The sequence below is a fragment of the Magnetococcales bacterium genome, assembly GCA_015231755.1.
In the GTDB taxonomy this organism is placed as follows: Bacteria; Pseudomonadota; Magnetococcia; order Magnetococcales; family Magnetaquicoccaceae; genus Magnetaquiglobus.
In genome coordinates this window covers 61,360-78,916 of record JADGAZ010000012.1, presented here as the reverse complement: position 1 = coordinate 78,916, position 17,557 = coordinate 61,360, and the positions used below count along the sequence as shown (strand labels likewise).

The window sequence follows — 17,557 nt, the reverse complement described above, 5'->3', positions numbered from 1 at the left end:
AATCCATACCGTCGCCCGCCGCACTGTTTTCCATTCAAACCCGACATCCGACCTTGTGCAGGATGTCGGGTTTGGATTCTCCTCTTCCCACACCCGTGGGCACCGTGCTAACGTGCGTCCATTGATCGCTATCGTCAGCTTTTTCAAACCGGCATCGGGATTCCAGGACATGGCCAGCATCAAGGCCCGCATTCATGGCATGTTTTTCATGACGATGAGCGTCATCGCCGTGGAAGGATGGTTCGGAATCGCCGGACTCGACGCGATCCAGGAGCGCATCCAGCGCGCATCCGATCAATTGATCCCCCTCAGCCGGACCATCTCCCGCCTGGAAACCGTTCAGACCCAGCAACACAATCAGTTTGCCAAGGCACTGCCGGACGAGGCGTCCCCGGAGTGGCTGTTGATCAACCCGCGCATTGTCCACGATCAGATCCTGCGCATCTCCAAAGAACTGGATCGAGGTCTGGAACTGGTCCAGGAGATCCACCAGGATCGGGGATCCCTGCTGGAACCACGATCCGTGGAACACCTTCTCGACAGCCTGAAGACCATCCACGCCCGGCAAAAGAAACTGGACCAGTTCATGGATCAATCCCTGGTGGTCAAAGACGGCGGCAATGCCCGTTTGACGTCAAGCGCCACCCGCACCCTGATCGACGAAACCGAGGCCCTGGAAATCGAAATCGGCGAACTTCTGGAAACGGTGCAGGAACTGCTGGCCACCACCATGACCGGCACCCTGGCGGTACGGGATCAGGCGGTATGGCGCATGATCGCCGTCTGTCTGACGAGTCTGCTGCTGGGAATGGGACTGTCGTGGCATGTGACGCGCAGCATTCTGCGGCCTTTGTCCACGGCGCACCGGGCGGCGGTGACCATCTCCCGGGGGGATCTGGAGGTCCACATTCCGCAACAACCCGAACCCAGGGATGAACTGGGTCATCTGCTCTCCACCATGAACGACATGGCCGCCGAACTGCGGAAACACCGCCGCACGGAAAACCGGCTGATGCAGACCGAAAAAATCTCCTCCCTGGGCCGATTGGCCATCGGATTGGCCCACGAGATCAACAATCCGCTGGCCAATGCCTCAATGCATCTGGAACTGTTGCGCCTGACTCTGGGTTCGTGTCACCAGGGTCTGAAAGAACGGTTGGAAAGCATCGAGCGCAACGTGAGCAAGGCCATCGTGATCGCCAAGGAACTGCTCAATTTCTCCCGACCCGACCCCCCGGCGTTTGCCCTGCTGCATGTCCATGACGCTTTGGAGTGCGTGCTATCTCTGCTCGACCATCGTTTGCACGGCATCCGGGTCCGCAAGGCCTTCGCTCCGGATCTGCCCAGGATTCACGGGATCGGCGGCAAAATCGAACAATTGTTCATGAATCTGATCCAAAACGCCATCGAGGCCATGCCCCATGGCGGCGAACTGTGGGTGGTGACCCATTCCCAACCCGATACCATCACGGTGATCATCCGCGATTCCGGCCCTGGCATTCCGGTGACCATGCGGCAAAAGGTAATGGAAACTTTTTTTACCACCCGTCATGAAGAAGGTGGTGTGGGACTCGGATTGACCGTCTGCCAAGGGGTTCTCTCCCAGCACGGCGGCACCCTGACCCTGGATGACGCCCCGGAAGGAGGATTGGCTGCTGTGGTCACTCTGCCCCGATACAAGGCAGAAGATCCGAAAATCGAGGAGGAGGCATGACCCATGGAGTTTTGATCGTCGATGACGATCCGGAGTTTCGTGCCATCGTCGCCGAACTGCTGACCAAAGCCGGTTTCACCTCCAGTCAGGTTTCGAGTGGCGGCAAGGCGTTGGCGTTACTGCAACACCAATCGTTCGACATCATTCTGCTTGATCTGGTCTTCCCCGGCATGGATGGCCTGGAAACCTTGAGGGAAATCCGCCGGTTGGACGAGAAAGTGAAGGTGATTCTGGTCAGTGCCTTCATCACGGTGGAAAACACCGTGGCCGCCATCAAACTGGGGGCCAGCGACGTGCTGACCAAACCTTTTCGGCTGGATGAATTCACCATTCTGATGCACCGCACCATGCAGGAGGTCCATTTCGAGCGGCAAATGTGGGAAATGGACATGGGACCGGGCCTGGAATGGGTGCTCAAGTGCCTCGCCAACACCATCCGCCGGGATATCATTCAGTGTTTGAGTACCCAACCCAACATGCGTCTAAGCGATCTGTTGAAAGAGTTGGCGATCAGCGACCATACCAAACTGACATTCCATCTGAAAAATCTGATGGAACATGAACTGGTTGACAAATCCCCGGACCGGACCTACTCCCTCACCCCCCGTGGACGCCTGCTGCTGGCCAATCTGACCCAACTTTTTTTCAAGCTCTCCAAGTTCTAAAAAAACACGTTGGAAACCCCCGCCATTCCCGCTTTTCACCATTCCCCTCCTCCTTAAAGGAAACTTGACGCACATCGGCTTTCATGACAGACTGGTGCGTAAGCGATTATTTTTTACATCATTCTTTTCAATCATAATCATTTGCCACAGCAATCATTTTCTTTCATCCCTCACACCACCCGGGAACGAAATTCTCCATGGAACCCCTTAAAAACATGAACTTCGGGACCAAGATCATCATCAGTACCGTCCTCATCGTCACCATCGGCATTGCGATGATTTTCTTTTTCGTCAAAAGCCGTATCGAGCAGGATGCCATCGCCTCCATCATCTCCCAGGCCCAGGCGATCACCGCCCAGACCGAAGGGGCGCGCACCTTCATCGCCTCGCTGGGAGCGGCTCAATCCTTCGATCCGGTGTTGCTCAAGGAAGCCCAGAACGAAATCGCCAAAAAAGCCCCCAAAAACACCCAGGAGATCATCGAAGCGGCGCGCCAGACCCGCTTTTACAACACGATTCCCATCGTGGCCTCCTGGACCATCGGCATGCAAAAAGCCAAAGAGGCCCACTATGATTTCCGGGTCACCCGCATTGGCGCGCGCAATCCGAAAAACGAAGCCACGCCCCTGGAAAAATCCATGCTGGAAAAAATGGACAAGAGCAACCTGGACGAGTTGTGGCTGGTGGACGAGGAGTCCAACACGTTGCGTTACATGCGTCCGATCCTGATGAAAAAAGGGTGTCTGCTCTGCCATGGCACCGAACAGGACTATCCTGCGGGCAAGGGGTTGGACCCCATCGGCATCAAGATGGAAGGCTGGAAGGATGGGGATCAGCGGGGCGCCTTCGAGATCATCGCCGACATGAAGCCCATGCAGGCTGCGGTGCGTGACGCCATGATCAAGATTTCCGGGCTGGCCCTGACCATTCTGTTGGCCACTGGACTGATCATCTATCTGCTGGTCAATCGTCTGGCCATCCAACCGGTACGCCAAATCCGCTCCCTGGTGGGCCACGTGGCCAAGGGGGATCTCACCGTCACCCTGCCCCGCACCACCAGCCAGGACGACATCGGCCAAACCCTGACCGCCACCGGCGAAATGGTGGAGGAGCTGCGTACCATCGTGCGCCGGGTCACCGAAGCGGCGGGACAGGTTTCCGCGGGCAGTGTTTCCCTCATGGATAGCACCCAGCAGATCTCTCAGGGGGCGACGGAACAGGCCGCCTCCATCGAAGAGACCTCGGCGGCCATGGAAGAGATGACCTCCAACATTCAGCAAAACACCGACAATGCCCAGCAGACCGAAGGCATTGCCCAGAAAGCCTCCAGCGACGCCCAGGAGGGCGGCGAGGCCGTGACGGCGGCGGTGAAGGCCATGAAAGAAATCGCGGGCAAAATCTCCATCATCGAAGAGATCGCCCGTCAGACCAATCTGCTGGCCCTCAACGCGGCCATCGAGGCGGCCCGCGCCGGGGATCACGGCAAGGGATTCGCGGTGGTGGCCGCCGAAGTGCGCAAACTGGCGGAACGCAGCCAGACCGCCGCCGGAGAGATCACCCAACTGGCCGGATCCAGCGTGGAGATCGCCGAAAAGGCCGGGGGACTCTTGGGCCAACTGGTGCCGGACATCCAAAGAACCGCCGAACTGGTCCAGGGCATCTCCGTGGCCAGTCGCGAACAGACCCAGGGTGCAGGCCAAATCAACAGCGCCATTCAACAGTTGGATCAGGTGATCCAGCAAAACGCTGGCGCCTCGGAAAAGATGGCCGGCACCGCAGGTCAGCTCTCCGAACAGGCGCAACTGCTGCAAGAGGCCATCGGCTTCTTCCGCGTGGATGGCCTGCAACGCCCCACCATGCTGCCCGCCAGACGCGCCATCGCGCCAGTCGCTTCGATGCCCAAGGCCCACACCACCATTGCCGCCCGTCGGGCCGCCTTGCCAGCTCCCAAGGCAAAAACCACGGCACCTGCCGCCAAAACCAAAGCCGGTGGCGTCAATCTCGACATGGGGGGCCATCGCGGCTCCTCGGACGATGAGTTTGAACAGTTCTGACGCCTGATTGTGTTTCCGATGCGGTTTAAAAAAGAGGCCCCGACACGGGGCTTCTTTTTTTTGCATCCTGCCGCCCCGTCCTCCGGAAGGCATAAAAAAAAGCGGCCTTTGCCCGATTGGACAAAAGCCGCTTTTTTTGGGAAAAAATCCCGAAACATCCATTCAACTGAGAAAAACTGGTCGGGGCGAGAGGATTCGAACCTCCGGCCCCAAGCACCCCATGCTTGTGCGCTACCAGGCTGCGCCACGCCCCGCGACCAATGAATCAGCAGAGTCTACCCGACTTCCCCCCTCTTGTCCAGGAAAGATCACACAGCAAAATCATCCACCGGCAAGAAATCCCAAAAACACCACCAACCCGAACCCTTTGTTCGCCAGGAAGGCCCGCAACAAGGCCCCGGAATCCCGATGGCGGATGGCATGAATCTGCCAACCCCCGTGGATGAGGGCCGCGAGCAAAAACAGATAATAGCCGATCTTCAGCCCCAATCCCATCCCCGTGGCCACCAGAAAGGCCAGGGTGAGCAGATAAAGCGCCGCCGTGGCCGCCCGATCATACCGGCCAAAAAAGATCGCGGTGGAGTGGACCCCGATCTTGAGGTCATCTTCCCGATCCATCATGGCGTAGATGGTGTCAAAGCCCACGGTCCAGGTCAAAGCGGCCAGGAACAACAACCAAGCTTCCCGTGGCAATCCCTGGGCCGCCGCCGCCCAGGCGATCAGCACCCCCCAGGCAAAGGCCACCCCCAGATAAAACTGAGGCACGGCGATGAACCGTTTGGCGAACGGATAGGTCAAAGCGAGCAACGCCCCGGCGAAACACAATCCCAATGCCAAAGGCGGCAACAACGCCCCAAGCACCAAGGCCACCGCCAAAAGTCCCACCAGCAGCCGCTTGGCCACCACCAAAGAGACACGCCCGGCGGCCAGAGGACGGGTGCGGGTACGGGCCACCAACGGATCGATATCCCGATCGGTGATGTCGTTGGCCACGCATCCGGCGGAGCGCATCACAAAAGCCCCCACAGAGAAAATCACCAGCAACCCCCAGGAGGGTCGTCCCCCGCTGGCGGCGGCCAATCCCCAAAGCGCCGGCCACAACAACAGCCACGTGCCGATGGGTCGATCCGCCCGCATCAAGAGCAGGGACTCCCGCATCCAGGATCTGGGCAATCGGGCGATCCAGGCATTCATTGGGACAGATCCATCAAGAACAGTTCCAGGATGCGCCCGCAGGCCTCACCGGCCACCAGAAACAGCGAACGACGCATCACAAACCGATGGTGTTCCGGGAAATTCACACTCCGGGCCAAAGCCGGAGCCACCCCCACCGCCAAACACAAATGCCGCCGTTCCACCGGTTCGTCACGGGCCAGAAACAAAGCCCCCAGGGGGGCTTCCCCCTGTTCGATCGCCCGACGGGTGGAAGGGGCCATGCCGGAAAGGGCCAATTGGGAGTGGGCAAACACCAGATCCTGTGTGCCGAGGGCCAGCCAGGCGTTGCGGGAAAGGATGGCCGGAGCTTCCGGAATCCGGTACTCCGGTCCCCAAAGCAACGGATCCTCCTCCAACAAGGGATGCTGGAACTGTTCTTCCAGCCGCACCCGGGAGGCGGCACCAGTGAGCCGTTCCAGACGACGGGTCAGGGAATCGGTGCTGGAGACCACCTCCCGAAAGCGGGGGGCGACCCGAATTTCCGCCAACAGGGGAAAAGGATCCGGGGCGAGCCAGGGAGTCAGGAGCTGCAAAGGAAAGGGCAACGACATGGCATGCTATTTGATGCGTATGGTCCACAAACCGGGGTGGATGATGGTTGCATTGAGTGGTAAAAGGTATCCCGGAATGAGGCCGTGGGCAATGTGTCCTCGGCGAAAAAATGGGCAACCCGGACGATTTTCTCACGAGCCATGACTCCACGACTGTTTGTTTGCCAACCCTTGCGCGCCGGAGAACGAATCGCGCTGGAGGAATCGGAGCGTCACCGCTTGGTGCGCACCTTGAGACTACGCTGTGGAGATCCGGTGACGCTCTTCAACGGCGAGCCGGGAGAGTGGCGCGGTGTGATCGCCGAGGCGGGTCCACCCCTGCTGGTGGAACCGGTGGAATTTCTGGCGGGAGGGCGGGATCCAACCCTGTCCGTGACGCTGATTCTGGGTTTGACCAAAAGCGGCTCCATCGAATTGGCGGTGCAAAAGGCGGTGGAGGCGGGAGCGGACCGGCTGATCCCGCTGCTGACCCGTTACGGGGTGAGCCGTCCGGATGCCCGCCAGAGCGAAAACAAATCCCGACGCCTGCACCGCATCGCCGTGGAGGCGGCCCAGCAGTGCGGACGCACCCGCGTACCCGACCTCCTCGACCCGGTGACATGGGGGGATCTGGAAGGGCTGCTGGATTCGGCTCCCCGGTTGCTTTTCTGGGAGCAAGCCGGGGACCAGGGGGCGCGTCTGCGGGCGTTGCCCCATCCCGGCAACGGCGTCACCCTGCTGATCGGCCCGGAGGGGGGATTGACCGCAGACGAGGTGCGTTTGGCCCGGGAACAGTTGAGATTCGTCACGGTCTCCCTCGGTCCCCGCATTCTGCGGGCCGAAACCGCTGCCATCATTACGGTGGCGGCCTGTCAACTGCTGTGGGGAGACATGGGATGAAACCCGGCTTGCGACTCCTGGCGGGATGGGGAGTAGCCGGAATCGGGATGATCGCGCTGCTGCTTTGGTGGCGGTTCGGGGGTCACGAAACCATCGAAGCCCGGGTTTCCACCCGCTTGCAGATGGGCACACTGGTCTCCATCACCACCTGGGGGGTGCCGGATCCCCAGGCCGATCAGGCCATGGATCGGGCATTCGACGAAATTGGCCGCATCGAAGCACTCACCAGTCGCTTCATCCCGTCAAGCGCCGTGTCCCAACTCAACGACGCCCAACGGGACCAGGAACAATCCGTGCCCGAAGAGTTGGCCAAGGTGATCGCCCAAGGGGTAGAGATCGGCAAACGCTCCGGCGGAGTCTTCGACATCGGCATTGGTCCCCTTTCGGATCTGTGGGGTTTTTCCCGCGAACCGCCCCCCACCGCTCCCCCCGCCCCGGAAGCCGTGAGCCGCTGGCGCGACACCCGCGCCCATACCCCGGAACCGGCCATCCTCCTCACTCCGGAGCGACGGGTGCGTCTGGCCTCCGGTGCGGTCGCCCTGGATCTGGGCGGAATCGCCAAAGGGTATGCCGTGGAGCGGGCCATGACCGTCTTGCGACAAGCCGGCGTCGCCAACGCCCTGATCAACGCCGGAGGAGACATGCGCCTCACCGGGGACAAAAGCGGCAAACCCTGGCATATCGGTCTGCGGGATCCCCGCAATCCCGGCGGAGTGGTGGCGGTCATGGACCTGACCGGTTCCAGGGCCGTCTCCACCTCCGGGGATTACGAACGGTTTTTCATCGCCGACGGGGTGCGTTATCACCACATTCTCGATCCCCGCTCGGGAGCGCCGGCCCGATCCGGACTGATCTCCGTCACCATCCAGGCCATGGACTCCATGACCGCCGACGGCTTGAGCACCGCCGTATTCGTCCTCGGGGAGACGGAAGGCTTGAAACTCCTGACCTACTTTCCCGGCAGCGAAGCCTTGTTGATTCGGGAGGATGGCCATTTTGTCCAGACCCCAGGCTTTGTCGCCGTCCGGACTCCCACCCCATGAAACTGTCCACCCTGCTCCTCCGGGCCTCCACCCCCGCGGACCGTCTGGTCATGGGCGTCAGCGCCCTGGGGATCGTGGTCAGCGGCGTGATGACCACCGGCGAACCGGGCCGCAAGGCCGTGGTGTTCCGGGACAACCAACCGGTGATGACCCTTCCCCTGGATCAGGATTTCAAGAAGGAAATTCCCGGACGCCTCGGACCCGTGACCATCCAGGTGGAACAGGGCCGGGTCCGGCTGCTGGAGTACCACAGTCCCCGGATGATCGGCACCCGCACCGGATGGATCCAAGGAGCGGGACGGACCACGGCCTGTGTGCCCTGCGGTGTGCTGGTGCGGGTGGAAGGTCCCGGCCCCGCCCCCACCCAGAACGAATTCGACGGGGTGAGCGAATGAGTACCAATACCCTGCTCCCCATGCCCCCTCTGCGACAGGATCTGCTCATCGCCTATCTGGCGGCGGCAGCGGTGACCGCCCAGGTGCTGGAAGCGGCCCTGCCGGGCCCCGGCCCCTGGTTCAAGCCGGGACTGGCCAACGTGTTCACGCTGGTGGCTTTCTTGCGTCTGGGCTGGCGGGCGGCGGCGACTGTCACCCTGATGCGCATTCTGGCCGGATCCTTGGCGTTGGGAACCCTGTTCACCCCCGGATTTTTCTTGAGTCTGTCCGGCGGATGCGGAGCCATCGCCATGCTGGCCGTATTGCGATGGATGCCCTCCTCCGGACTGGGACCGGTGGGCATCTCCCTGCTGGCGGCCCTGGCCCACATGGCCGCCCAGACCGTGGCCGCTTGGCTGCTGATCGTGGGACACGCGGGCATTCTGACCGCTCTCCCCTGGTTTCTGGCCGGATCGTGGATCTCCGGGGTGCTCAACGGGGTGCTGACCTTTTTGTTGCTGGAACAACTCGACCGCCACCAGCACCTGTTGACCGGACCATGAACGCACCCGACGACACCCCCAATCTGGCGCCGGAGCCGGAACCCGTTGACCAGACCATGAACGCACCCGACGACACCCCCAATCTGGCGCCGGAGCCTGAAGCGGAACTGAACCCGGAACCGGAGCCCGCGCTTCCCCCGCCCCCCCGTCGTTTTTTCCGGATGGCCTTGATTCTGTCCATCCTGCTCCATCTGCTGATGCTGGCACGCCTGGAGTGGCTCGCCCCCAAACCACCGGAGCCAAAAGAGTCCATTCCCCACATGCCGGTCCGACTGGTGACGATGCCACCGGAGAAAAAACCGGAAGCGCCCCCCAAAGCCGTCGAAACCTCGGCTCCGGAACCGCCCGCTCCACCTCCGGCACTCCAATCCCCGGCCCCGGACCCCCAACCCGAATCCAAGCCGGAGTCCCAACCCGAACCCAAACCGGAGTCCCAACCCGAGCCAAAGCCCGAACCCAAACCCGCTCTCCCACCGGCTCCGCTTCCGGAAGAGAAAAGACCCGAACCTCCCGCCTCCTGGAACGTGCCATCCCCCCAGGCGGAGCGGCCCAAGTCCCGGCCCCGGCCCAAGTCCCAACCCCCCGCGCCCTCTACACCCGCCCCCCCGCGCACCAATCCGGCACCCCCTGAAAAAAGCCCTGCCGGACCCTTGAATCTCAACCCGTCTCTGGGTGACATGACCCGCTGGGATCAGGATCGCAACCGCAAGATGCGGGAAGAATCATTCAAGTCCCACGAAGAGACGGTGAACCTCGATACCCCGAAACCCCGCTACACCGCCTATTTCGCCCGGCTGAAAGAACAGATCCAGCAGGGGTGGGTCTACCCGGCCCAGGCCAAGCGGGACAAGCTTTCCGGTTCCTTGTCCATGCGTTTCACCATCGACAAGAAAGGGGTGGTCAGCGACATACGGGTGATCAACTCCTCGGGGGAGGCCATTCTCGACGAAGCAGCCTTGCAGGCGGTGCGCAACATCTCGCCATTTTTGCCCCTGCCCGATGACTGGCAACTGGAAAAACTGCACGTCCGAACCATCTTTGAATACATCCGGGGAGGATTCCATTGGAAGCAGTGACCGATCCAGCCATCCGCGCCATCCTGGCCCAACGACTGCTCGACCATTACGCCCGCTTCGGTCGGGATCTGCCCTGGAGACGCACCCGGGATCTCTATCCGGTCTGGCTTTCGGAAATTTTGTTGCAGCAAACCGGGGTCAAGAGTGTGCTGCCCTACTATGAACGATTTCTCGACCGTTTTCCCACCATCCAGGCGCTGGCGGCCGCCCCCCTGGAGGCGGTGCTGGCCTGCTGGCAGGGGCTGGGATATTACCGACGGGCGGTTCATCTGCACGCCGCCGCCTTGCAGGTGGTGCAACATCATCAGGGTCATCTGCCCCAGGAGATGGCAGCGCTGGTGAAACTGCCGGGGATCGGCCCGAGTACCGCCGGGGCCATTCTGGCCATTGCCTGCAATCAGCACCATGCCATTCTGGATGGCAATGTCAAACGGGTGCTTTCCCGACTGCTGGCCCTGGATCACCCCCCGGACTCCACCCCCGGAAAAAAAATCCTCTGGGAGACGGCCCGCCGGCTCACCCCCCCGGGTCAAGCCGGCAGCTATGCCCAGGCCATCATGGATCTGGGCGCCACCATCTGCCGTCCCCGCTCACCCGACTGCCCCAACTGTCCCTGGAATCCCTGGTGCGCCGCCCATGCCATGGGTCGGCCCGAAGGCTATCCCGCCACCGTCACCCGGGAGGTCGCCAAGCCCCATAAATATCAATTCAACGCCTTGGTGGTCCGCCAGGATCGCGCCTTGCTGCTTCTGCCCAGACCGGCCCGGGGACTGTTGGGGGGACTGTGGTGCCCTCCGGGAGACGATCCCGGTCCCACCCCCACCCCGCCCCAGGCCCATCACATCCAGCAATGGTTGGCGGACCGCCATGGTCTGCAAGTCCACCTCCCGGTGGCCCTGGAACCGGTGGATCACATCTTTACTCATTTCAAATTGACGGTCTTTCCCTTTTTCTGTCCCTGGCAGGCCGGAGAACCTTCCTCCGACAGCGGCCATCGATGGGTCGTGCCGGGAACCGATCAGGCACCCCCCATTTCGACCCTGCATCGCAAGGTGCTGGGACGACTGACTCAAAACGCCTCCGCCGGGCTATGAGAGCGATCCCATTATCCGTTGGCAGGCTCCGGTTGCGCAAAAGCACGGGTTTTCGGATGGACGACCGCGTATAACCCCCACCAAACAAAGACCATCACTCCAACAACTGCTCCCGGAACGGTTCCAGCCAGGATGGAGGATTGCCGGGGGTGACGGCGGGTTTGACGACAACCGCGGGCACTCCCTTTTTCCCCTCTTCCATGGGAACCGCGCAGTGGCCCATGGGCAGATCCGGGGGGGATTTGGTTTTGGCCTCGTCGCCGACGCGCCGGAACTCCAGGCGCACTTCCACCCGTCGGCTCTCTTCGGGACTGGATTTGATGGCCGTCACCGAAGCCCCGTCGATGATCAGCAACTCCTGCAAACGACGCCGTTTCTCCGGCGGCAGATCCACGGAAAGCAAGGCGCACAACACCGATTGGGCCCGCTTCAGGCTCAGATCCACATTGTAGAGATAACTCCCCGCCGCATCGGTGTAACCTTCGATGTGGACCCGTTCCATCCATCGATCCCCCTCCTCTCCGGCGCGGGCCTCCAGTAACACCGGCACAAAAGCCCGCAGAATCTCCACCGCCTCGGGGGTCAACTGATAACTGTTGAAGGCGAAACGGGCCTTGTCGCCAAAATGGATCGAGTGATCCTCCTGATTCACCCGCAGATCCAATCCGGCCTCTTCGGCCATCAGATCCAGTTGGGTGAGGATCATGCGGATGTCTCCGGCGCGTTGTTTTTTTTCCACCATGGGACGGGAGGAAATCGCCACCATGGAGATGCTCATCACCACCAGAAACAGCATCACCAAGGCGGTCATCAGATCCGCGTAACTGATCCAGAAGGGATTTCCCGGCCCTTCATCCCCACTCTGGGAACGCAGTCGTATCAATCTCACCATGATTCAATCCCGGACCCATGGAGCGGGAACCGCCACAAAGGCCTCCCATGCCTGCCGATAACCCGTCAGCGCGCCATCCACTCCCGCGCCCTGCCAACCCCGGAACAGATGAACCACCGGATCCGCGGACCCGACGGGAAAACGCCGTTGCCACAGATGTTGTGCCTCGTGCAACGCCACCACCACCCGACCGGCCCGCACCAGTTCCATGACCGCCTGCCGATAGCTCACCATGCCGGTCACAGTTCCTTTGCGCTCGGCCAGCAATCCGCCGAACAATCCCAACGCCTGCTCCAGCCCTTCGGCCAGGGTCAACACCCCGGCGACCTCCTCCGGAGCGGCCACAAAGCCCGGCTCTTTCCTGCCCGCATCGATCAACCCGCGATGCAAACGGCGCGGCACCTCCCGCGCCATCCCTTCCACCGGGGCGCCGAGCCGCTCGCGGGTGGCCACGTCACTCTCCATCACCGCGGCCTTGACCCCTTCCTCGCCACTCAACCAGATGGCAAACCCCATGAACAACCGGGTGAAACGGACCGAATCCACCGCCCGTCGTGCCTGTTTCAAGGCCAATTGCCAATCCCCCAGCGCCAAAGAAAGCGCCCCTTCCAACTGCGGATCATCCAGAAACCGCCTCCGCATGCGGGGAAGGATCTCCCTGGACAGCTCCGCTCCCGCGCACACCGGGGACAACGCTCCGGACAGCCAAGCCAACTCGCCTTCCATGTCGCGGCGCAACGACTCGGGCAGCACATCGCCAAACCAAGTGATCAAACGGCGCAGTCCAGCCGTCGCCTGCAGCAGCCGGAAAACCGCGCCCAAGGCGATCCCGTCGGAACCATACGCCAACGGGGCCAATTGGGCCTGCATGTCCCGCACCCAAAACTCCCCGGCCTTGACCAAGCCGTCACAGACCCGATCCCCCGGCAGACACGCCACCTCTTCCCGGATCACCGGCACGAACCGATCCGGATCCAACCGACTCAGCCCCCGGGCCACCGGATCCAAAGGCTCCAGGGTGGCCGAGAAATGACGCCCCACCGCCAGCGCGGTTTGCAAAAACCGCAACGGCACCCCACCGGAAGCCTCCAACACCACCTCGTGAAACGGCTCTTCACCCGTGGGGCCGATCCATTGACCCCGCAACTCCCGAATGGTGATCCGGGAGCCGTCCGGATACTCCAAACGCCACCGCTCCTCCCGCTGTGCGATCCGGAACAGCGGTTCCAAAGACTTGGACTTGATCCCCTCAGCCAGCAGAGCATCGGGCAGATGCCGCTTGAGTTCCGACCAATCGGGTCTCTCCGCGCTGCCGCACTCCCACTCCCGGGAGACTTCGCCGCTCTCTGGCACCCGGGCCAGGGTGGCCAGCCACTTCAGGCCTTGTCGATGGGCGGTCAACGTCATCCCGGCGCGCCACAATTTCCGTTCCGGGGTATCGAAACCGGTTTCGCTGCGCTCCACGAGACGCGGTTTGCCGGTCAAAGCCGGGCGCACCACCGGATGAGCGGCCAAAGCCGTTCTTCCGGCCCCGGTTTCGTCCCCCACCCGCATCCGCACCATCTCGAAGGTCATATCGTCCCCTTTTGTCCGATTGCGCTACTTGACCCGCAAACGCCGCCGCAACGAATCCAGCCGTTCCCCCAACATCTCGATGAACACACTCTGCTCCCGACCCAGACTGGTCACCACCCCTTCCAGCAACTGCCCCAGTTCGGTCAGATGCGCTTCCACGTGACGGGAGGACTCCTCGTTTTTGTGATACAGACCATCGCGCAACTGTTCCAGATCCCGTTCCAGCCCCTGGCCCAACTGATCGATCACCCCGATCACCCCCTGATGGCGTTCGTCGAAATGACTCTGCACCTCCATGAGCCGCTGGGCCAAAACCCGGTTTTCCTCCATGGTGGAACGGGAAGCCTCGTTCACCCAGGCTTGCAGCGAATTTTCCATGGCCTTCTGCTCGGCCACCAGCCGCTTGCGCATCTCGGCCAGCTCCTGGGCCACCCCGCCAAAGGCGGTATCCATACGCTCGGCGATCACCGTCACCACATCCCGGGCCGTATCCTCCCGGGAGCGGATCAACTCCTCCCCCGACACCCGCAAATGGGTCGCGATCTGCCTGGCGGTCTCGTCCAGTTCTCCCAGAACCGCCATCTTGACCCCTTCGGCCTGCTCGGCGGTCTGGCTCAACAGCCGCTCCATCAACGCGGACTCCCGGTCCCCGTCCAGTTGCGACCGCTCGTCGGCCAACGTGGTCAAAGCGCTCTTGAACTCCTCGGAGACCCCCCGCATCAAGGTTTGCAGCTTCTCCTCCCCCCCCGCGCCGCTCGACAACAACCACTCGCGGGTCTGAAGCGCCACCTGTCCGGCAGACTCCCGGATCTGACGCCGCATCCGTTCCATCTCTCGGCCCATCTCCCCAAACAGCAAAGCCATCCCCTCCTCGCCGGAGCTGGCCACCCGTTCCACCCGCAACAGCAAATCCTTCAAAGTGGCATCCATGGCGCCGCTCACCTGGGCAACCCGCCCGGCCAGCTCCACCATGCTCTCCTGCCATCCCCCCTGCATCGCATCCAAACGACGGGTCACCCCCTCCAGCAGACGCAATACAACGGCTTCATCGGCCCTCACCCCCTCGATGGCCGCCACACCCGCATCCACACGGGCCAAAAGCTCCCCGTGGGCCGCCCGCATCCCCTCGACCAGACGGGCCTGACGCCCTTCCAGGGCCGACGACCACTCCAAAGCCGCCTCCCGGATCCACCCGGACACCTCCGCCCCCGAAGGCATGCGGGTGGTCAACTCCGTCATCCCCTGACGCAACCGACCCGCGGACTCCATGGCCTGCTCCCGAAACAGACGGCTCTCCGCATCCCCCGCGTCGATCCGGCCCGCCAACTCCCGCAACACCACCAACCCCTCTTCCCCACGTCTGATCCACTCCCCGTGACGGACCGCGAGGGACTCCAGACTCGCCGATTGTTCCTCCAAGCGATGCTCCAGAGCGCCGCGCAGCTCGGACAGATGACGGCTCACCCCGGCGATCCCCTCGCGACGGATGCCCGCTTCCGCTTCCATCACGGACAATTGCCGATCCAACCGGCTGCCCAAAGCCTCCACGCCCCCGGTCAATCCACCCATGGACTCCCGATGGGCGGCGGTCAGCTCCTGCAACAGCGGAAGTTGCCGCGCCAGTTGCTCCCGGACCCCCTCGATACCGCCGGTCACGGCAAGCAAACCGGCCTGCCGCCCCGCGGTCTCTTCCCGCAACAACGGAAGCTGTTGCGCCAATTGATCCCGCACTTCTCCGATCCCACCGGTCACGGCAAGCAAACCGGCCTGCCGCTCGGCGGCCTCTTCTTGCCACAGCGGAAGCTGTTGCGCCAGTTGCGCCCGGACCCCCTCGACGCTGTTGGTCAACGCACCCAGGCCAGACTGACGCCCTGTGGACTCCTCCTGCAACCATGCCCATTGCCGATGAAGCCCCTCTTCCAGGCTCCGCAAACCGCCGACCACCCGCTCCATCCCGTCGCGACGCCCCTCTCTCTCTTCGGCCCACAACACGCCTTCGTTTTCCAGGCGGCGATCCAGATTTTCCAAACCACTGGCCAGAACACCCATCTCCTGACGCCGAAAGACCGACTCTTCCTGCATCCACTCCCGTTGCTGGCCCAATTGACCATTCAGCTTCTCCAGCCCCCCCACCACCGCCCCGAATCCCGTGCGCCGGGAGACCTGCTCCGCCTGCATCAACGCCACCTGCTGCTCCAGTTGCCCCTCCAGACGATTGCCCACGGTCTCCAGACCCTGCGACACCCCCTCCAGAGCGACCCCCAACTCCGTAGCCCGCGCCTGCATCCACGACGATTGCGCCTCCAGATGCCCCCCCAGACGCTCGCCCAGCGCCTCCAGTCGCGCCCCGACCCCCTGACGCTCCTCCCGACTCCGGCGCGCCTCCTCTTCCAGCCAGCCCCCCAGCCGTTCCAGCCCCAGCGCCAGCCCCTCCCCGGAGTCCGCCAGACGCCGCATCCCCTGGGTCAACACCTCCTGCGCACCCGTACCCTCCCCCTGAAGACTGGACAGACGCTGCTCCAGCACCTGGGCCATGCCCGCCCCCAACCGCTCCAAAGCCGATTCCAACCGGGCCGTGTGGCTCTCTTCCCGCCCCGCCAGCCGTTCCAGCAATCCTTCCAGATTGGCCAGACGGGCCTCCAACCGCTCCTGGGTGGCTTTGGCCCGTTCGGCGACCCGTTCGGCCTCCTCCTCCATCCCGGCCAACTGGCGGGTCAACAAATTTTCCACGCCCCGTCCGACCGACACCAGATCCCTGGACAGGGTACGCATCGCCTCCTGCTGTTTGCTCTCCCGCGCCGACCAAGTCTCGAAGGCCCGTTCCACCGTGGCCATCACCCCGCTCAAACCCAACGAAACCCCCAGCGTCGCCTCTTCCCGATCATCCCGATCCCGCAACAACAACGGCTCCAGCCGCGCCACGGATTCCACGATCCGTTGCACCGGCTCTTCCCACAGGGTCCGGGCCGAAGCATCCCGCAACCGGGACTCTCCCGAGGACGATCCCATGCCAAAGCGCCGGTTCATCAAGCCCTGAAAGGCCAGAACCTGGGCATAACGCCAATGCAACAGAAGTTTTTCCACCACCGTGACCAGCATGGCGGTGACAATGGCGAAAAAGGAGGCGGAAAAGGCGGTGGAAACCCCCATGAACAGCCCCTGAAGTTCCCGCGTCACCTGATCCGCCCCCACCGACGGATCAAACCCGGTCAACCCCATCAAGATTCCGGCAAAGGTGCTGACGATGCCGGCACCGGTCAAAATCCCGGGCAGATGACGAAAAAACTCCACCCGCATGGGCACATCCACCAAGGCTTGATGGCTGAACACCACTTCGGGGGGCAGGGAGGCGATCAGACGGGTATGGGTGGCTCCGGTAGACAGATCCGGCAGCGACTCGGCTTGCAAGGATAAAGCGAACTCACGCCACAACCGGGTGAAACGACTGTAATAAAACCAACGCCACTGTTCCGGGGAGGTGGTGCGGGGATCGTCCAAACGACGGGAACGTTTTTTGATGGCGCGGGCCACCAGACCCAGACGCAGGGCGTCCAGCAGCGACTGAAGCACATAACCCAACAAAAACAACATCAAAAAACACGCCACCACCCCGGCCAGAGTGGCAATGATGGCGTTGTCCCCCTGACGTTGCAAAGGCACGCTCAGGAATGACGGCAACGAGGCCCATTTGGACAAGGCCACCACATCCAGCTCCTGCGCGACCCGAACCCCGCTCAGTACCGCGCCTCCGACAAACAGCACGGTCCAAAACCACGAAACCAGGGTCGAAAAAAAGCCAGTCGATCCGTCGCGCATCGCACTCCCCCACTCCATTTCGATCTTTAAGTCAAGCCACCCATGA

Annotated in this window: 14 protein-coding genes and 1 tRNA gene; 9 read left to right on the top strand and 6 right to left on the bottom strand. The window is 62.4% G+C overall.

All coding sequences use genetic code 11. From position 1 onward, the window contains the following. Window positions 1-169: 169 nt before the first annotated feature. The 3 genes from HQL98_09600 to HQL98_09590 all read left to right on the top strand — a co-directional run bounded on the left by HQL98_09600 (window position 170) and on the right by HQL98_09590 (window position 4,433). Window positions 170-1,714 (top strand): HAMP domain-containing protein, encoded by a 1,545-nt coding sequence (locus HQL98_09600; GenBank protein MBF0272302.1) that lies wholly within the window; start codon window positions 170-172, stop codon window positions 1,712-1,714. Further along, window positions 1,711-2,379: a response regulator gene (locus HQL98_09595; GenBank protein MBF0272301.1), complete on the top strand. Its 669-nt coding sequence runs from the start codon at window positions 1,711-1,713 to the stop codon at window positions 2,377-2,379. Before HQL98_09600 ends, HQL98_09595 begins: the two co-directional genes overlap by 4 nt. An 809-nt stretch (window positions 2,380-3,188) precedes the next feature. Then, window positions 3,189-4,433 (top strand): hypothetical protein, encoded by a 1,245-nt coding sequence (locus HQL98_09590; protein MBF0272300.1) that lies wholly within the window; start codon window positions 3,189-3,191, stop codon window positions 4,431-4,433. Window positions 4,434-4,610: 177 nt separating this feature from the next. Here HQL98_09590 and HQL98_09585 read toward each other — a convergent pair. The 3 genes from HQL98_09585 to HQL98_09575 all read right to left on the bottom strand — a co-directional run bounded on the left by HQL98_09585 (window position 4,611) and on the right by HQL98_09575 (window position 6,199). Then, a tRNA-Pro gene (locus HQL98_09585) sits at window positions 4,611-4,687 on the bottom strand. Window positions 4,688-4,754: 67 nt separating this feature from the next. Beyond that, entirely contained in the window at window positions 4,755-5,627 is an 873-nt protein-coding gene (ubiA, locus tag HQL98_09580; protein MBF0272299.1) for a 4-hydroxybenzoate octaprenyltransferase, read from the bottom strand. Then, a complete protein-coding gene (locus HQL98_09575; GenBank protein ID MBF0272298.1) occupies window positions 5,624-6,199 on the bottom strand; it encodes a chorismate lyase in 576 nt (191 codons plus the stop codon). The genes ubiA and HQL98_09575 overlap by 4 nt, the downstream gene beginning before the upstream one ends. 141 nt (window positions 6,200-6,340) lie before the next feature. Between HQL98_09575 and HQL98_09570 the strand changes: the two genes are divergently transcribed. The 6 genes from HQL98_09570 to mutY are packed head-to-tail and all read left to right on the top strand — an operon-like array spanning window position 6,341 to window position 11,228. Beyond that, complete coding sequence (locus tag HQL98_09570) at window positions 6,341-7,078, top strand: 16S rRNA (uracil(1498)-N(3))-methyltransferase (GenBank protein ID MBF0272297.1); 738 nt, start codon at window positions 6,341-6,343, stop codon at window positions 7,076-7,078. Beyond that, window positions 7,075-8,121, top strand: a complete 1,047-nt coding sequence (locus tag HQL98_09565) for an FAD:protein FMN transferase (GenBank protein MBF0272296.1) — start codon at window positions 7,075-7,077, stop codon at window positions 8,119-8,121. The genes HQL98_09570 and HQL98_09565 overlap by 4 nt, the downstream gene beginning before the upstream one ends. After that, a complete protein-coding gene (locus tag HQL98_09560; GenBank protein ID MBF0272295.1) occupies window positions 8,118-8,516 on the top strand; it encodes a NusG domain II-containing protein in 399 nt (132 codons plus the stop codon). The genes HQL98_09565 and HQL98_09560 overlap by 4 nt, the downstream gene beginning before the upstream one ends. Then, window positions 8,513-9,058, top strand: coding sequence for a Gx transporter family protein (locus HQL98_09555; protein MBF0272294.1), 546 nt, complete (start codon window positions 8,513-8,515; stop codon window positions 9,056-9,058). The genes HQL98_09560 and HQL98_09555 overlap by 4 nt, the downstream gene beginning before the upstream one ends. Then, window positions 9,055-10,134: a TonB family protein gene (locus HQL98_09550; protein ID MBF0272293.1), complete on the top strand. Its 1,080-nt coding sequence runs from the start codon at window positions 9,055-9,057 to the stop codon at window positions 10,132-10,134. The genes HQL98_09555 and HQL98_09550 overlap by 4 nt, the downstream gene beginning before the upstream one ends. Next, window positions 10,131-11,228, top strand: coding sequence for an A/G-specific adenine glycosylase (gene mutY / locus HQL98_09545; GenBank protein MBF0272292.1), 1,098 nt, complete (start codon window positions 10,131-10,133; stop codon window positions 11,226-11,228). Before HQL98_09550 ends, mutY begins: the two co-directional genes overlap by 4 nt. A 94-nt stretch (window positions 11,229-11,322) precedes the next feature. Here mutY and HQL98_09540 read toward each other — a convergent pair whose 3' ends face one another. The 3 genes from HQL98_09540 to HQL98_09530 are packed head-to-tail and all read right to left on the bottom strand — an operon-like array spanning window position 11,323 to window position 17,511. Beyond that, window positions 11,323-12,120 (bottom strand): OmpA family protein, encoded by a 798-nt coding sequence (locus HQL98_09540; GenBank protein ID MBF0272291.1) that lies wholly within the window; start codon window positions 12,118-12,120, stop codon window positions 11,323-11,325. Between the two features lie 3 nt (window positions 12,121-12,123). Next, a complete protein-coding gene (locus HQL98_09535; protein ID MBF0272290.1) occupies window positions 12,124-13,695 on the bottom strand; it encodes a hypothetical protein in 1,572 nt (523 codons plus the stop codon). Window positions 13,696-13,719: 24 nt separating this feature from the next. After that, the gene (locus HQL98_09530; protein MBF0272289.1) at window positions 13,720-17,511 is read right to left on the bottom strand and encodes a hypothetical protein; all 3,792 of its coding nucleotides are present in this window, start codon (window positions 17,509-17,511) and stop codon (window positions 13,720-13,722) included. Window positions 17,512-17,557 lie beyond the last annotated feature (46 nt).

Excerpts from the sequence above, each read along its gene's own strand:
- HQL98_09600 (MBF0272302.1), top strand. The coding sequence starts at position 170 with ATGGCCAGCATCAAGGCCCGCATTCATGGCATGTTTTTCATGACGATG.
- HQL98_09595 (MBF0272301.1), top strand. The coding sequence starts at position 1,711 with ATGACCCATGGAGTTTTGATCGTCGATGACGATCCGGAGTTTCGTGCC.
- HQL98_09590 (MBF0272300.1), top strand. The coding sequence starts at position 3,189 with ATGGAAGGCTGGAAGGATGGGGATCAGCGGGGCGCCTTCGAGATCATC.
- ubiA (MBF0272299.1), bottom strand. The coding sequence starts at position 5,627 with ATGAATGCCTGGATCGCCCGATTGCCCAGATCCTGGATGCGGGAGTCC.
- HQL98_09575 (MBF0272298.1), bottom strand. The coding sequence starts at position 6,199 with ATGTCGTTGCCCTTTCCTTTGCAGCTCCTGACTCCCTGGCTCGCCCCG.
- HQL98_09570 (MBF0272297.1), top strand. The coding sequence starts at position 6,341 with ATGACTCCACGACTGTTTGTTTGCCAACCCTTGCGCGCCGGAGAACGA.
- HQL98_09565 (MBF0272296.1), top strand. The coding sequence starts at position 7,075 with ATGAAACCCGGCTTGCGACTCCTGGCGGGATGGGGAGTAGCCGGAATC.
- HQL98_09560 (MBF0272295.1), top strand. The coding sequence starts at position 8,118 with ATGAAACTGTCCACCCTGCTCCTCCGGGCCTCCACCCCCGCGGACCGT.
- HQL98_09555 (MBF0272294.1), top strand. The coding sequence starts at position 8,513 with ATGAGTACCAATACCCTGCTCCCCATGCCCCCTCTGCGACAGGATCTG.
- HQL98_09550 (MBF0272293.1), top strand. The coding sequence starts at position 9,055 with ATGAACGCACCCGACGACACCCCCAATCTGGCGCCGGAGCCGGAACCC.
- HQL98_09540 (MBF0272291.1), bottom strand. The coding sequence starts at position 12,120 with ATGGTGAGATTGATACGACTGCGTTCCCAGAGTGGGGATGAAGGGCCG.
- HQL98_09535 (MBF0272290.1), bottom strand. The coding sequence starts at position 13,695 with ATGACCTTCGAGATGGTGCGGATGCGGGTGGGGGACGAAACCGGGGCC.
- HQL98_09530 (MBF0272289.1), bottom strand. The coding sequence starts at position 17,511 with ATGCGCGACGGATCGACTGGCTTTTTTTCGACCCTGGTTTCGTGGTTT.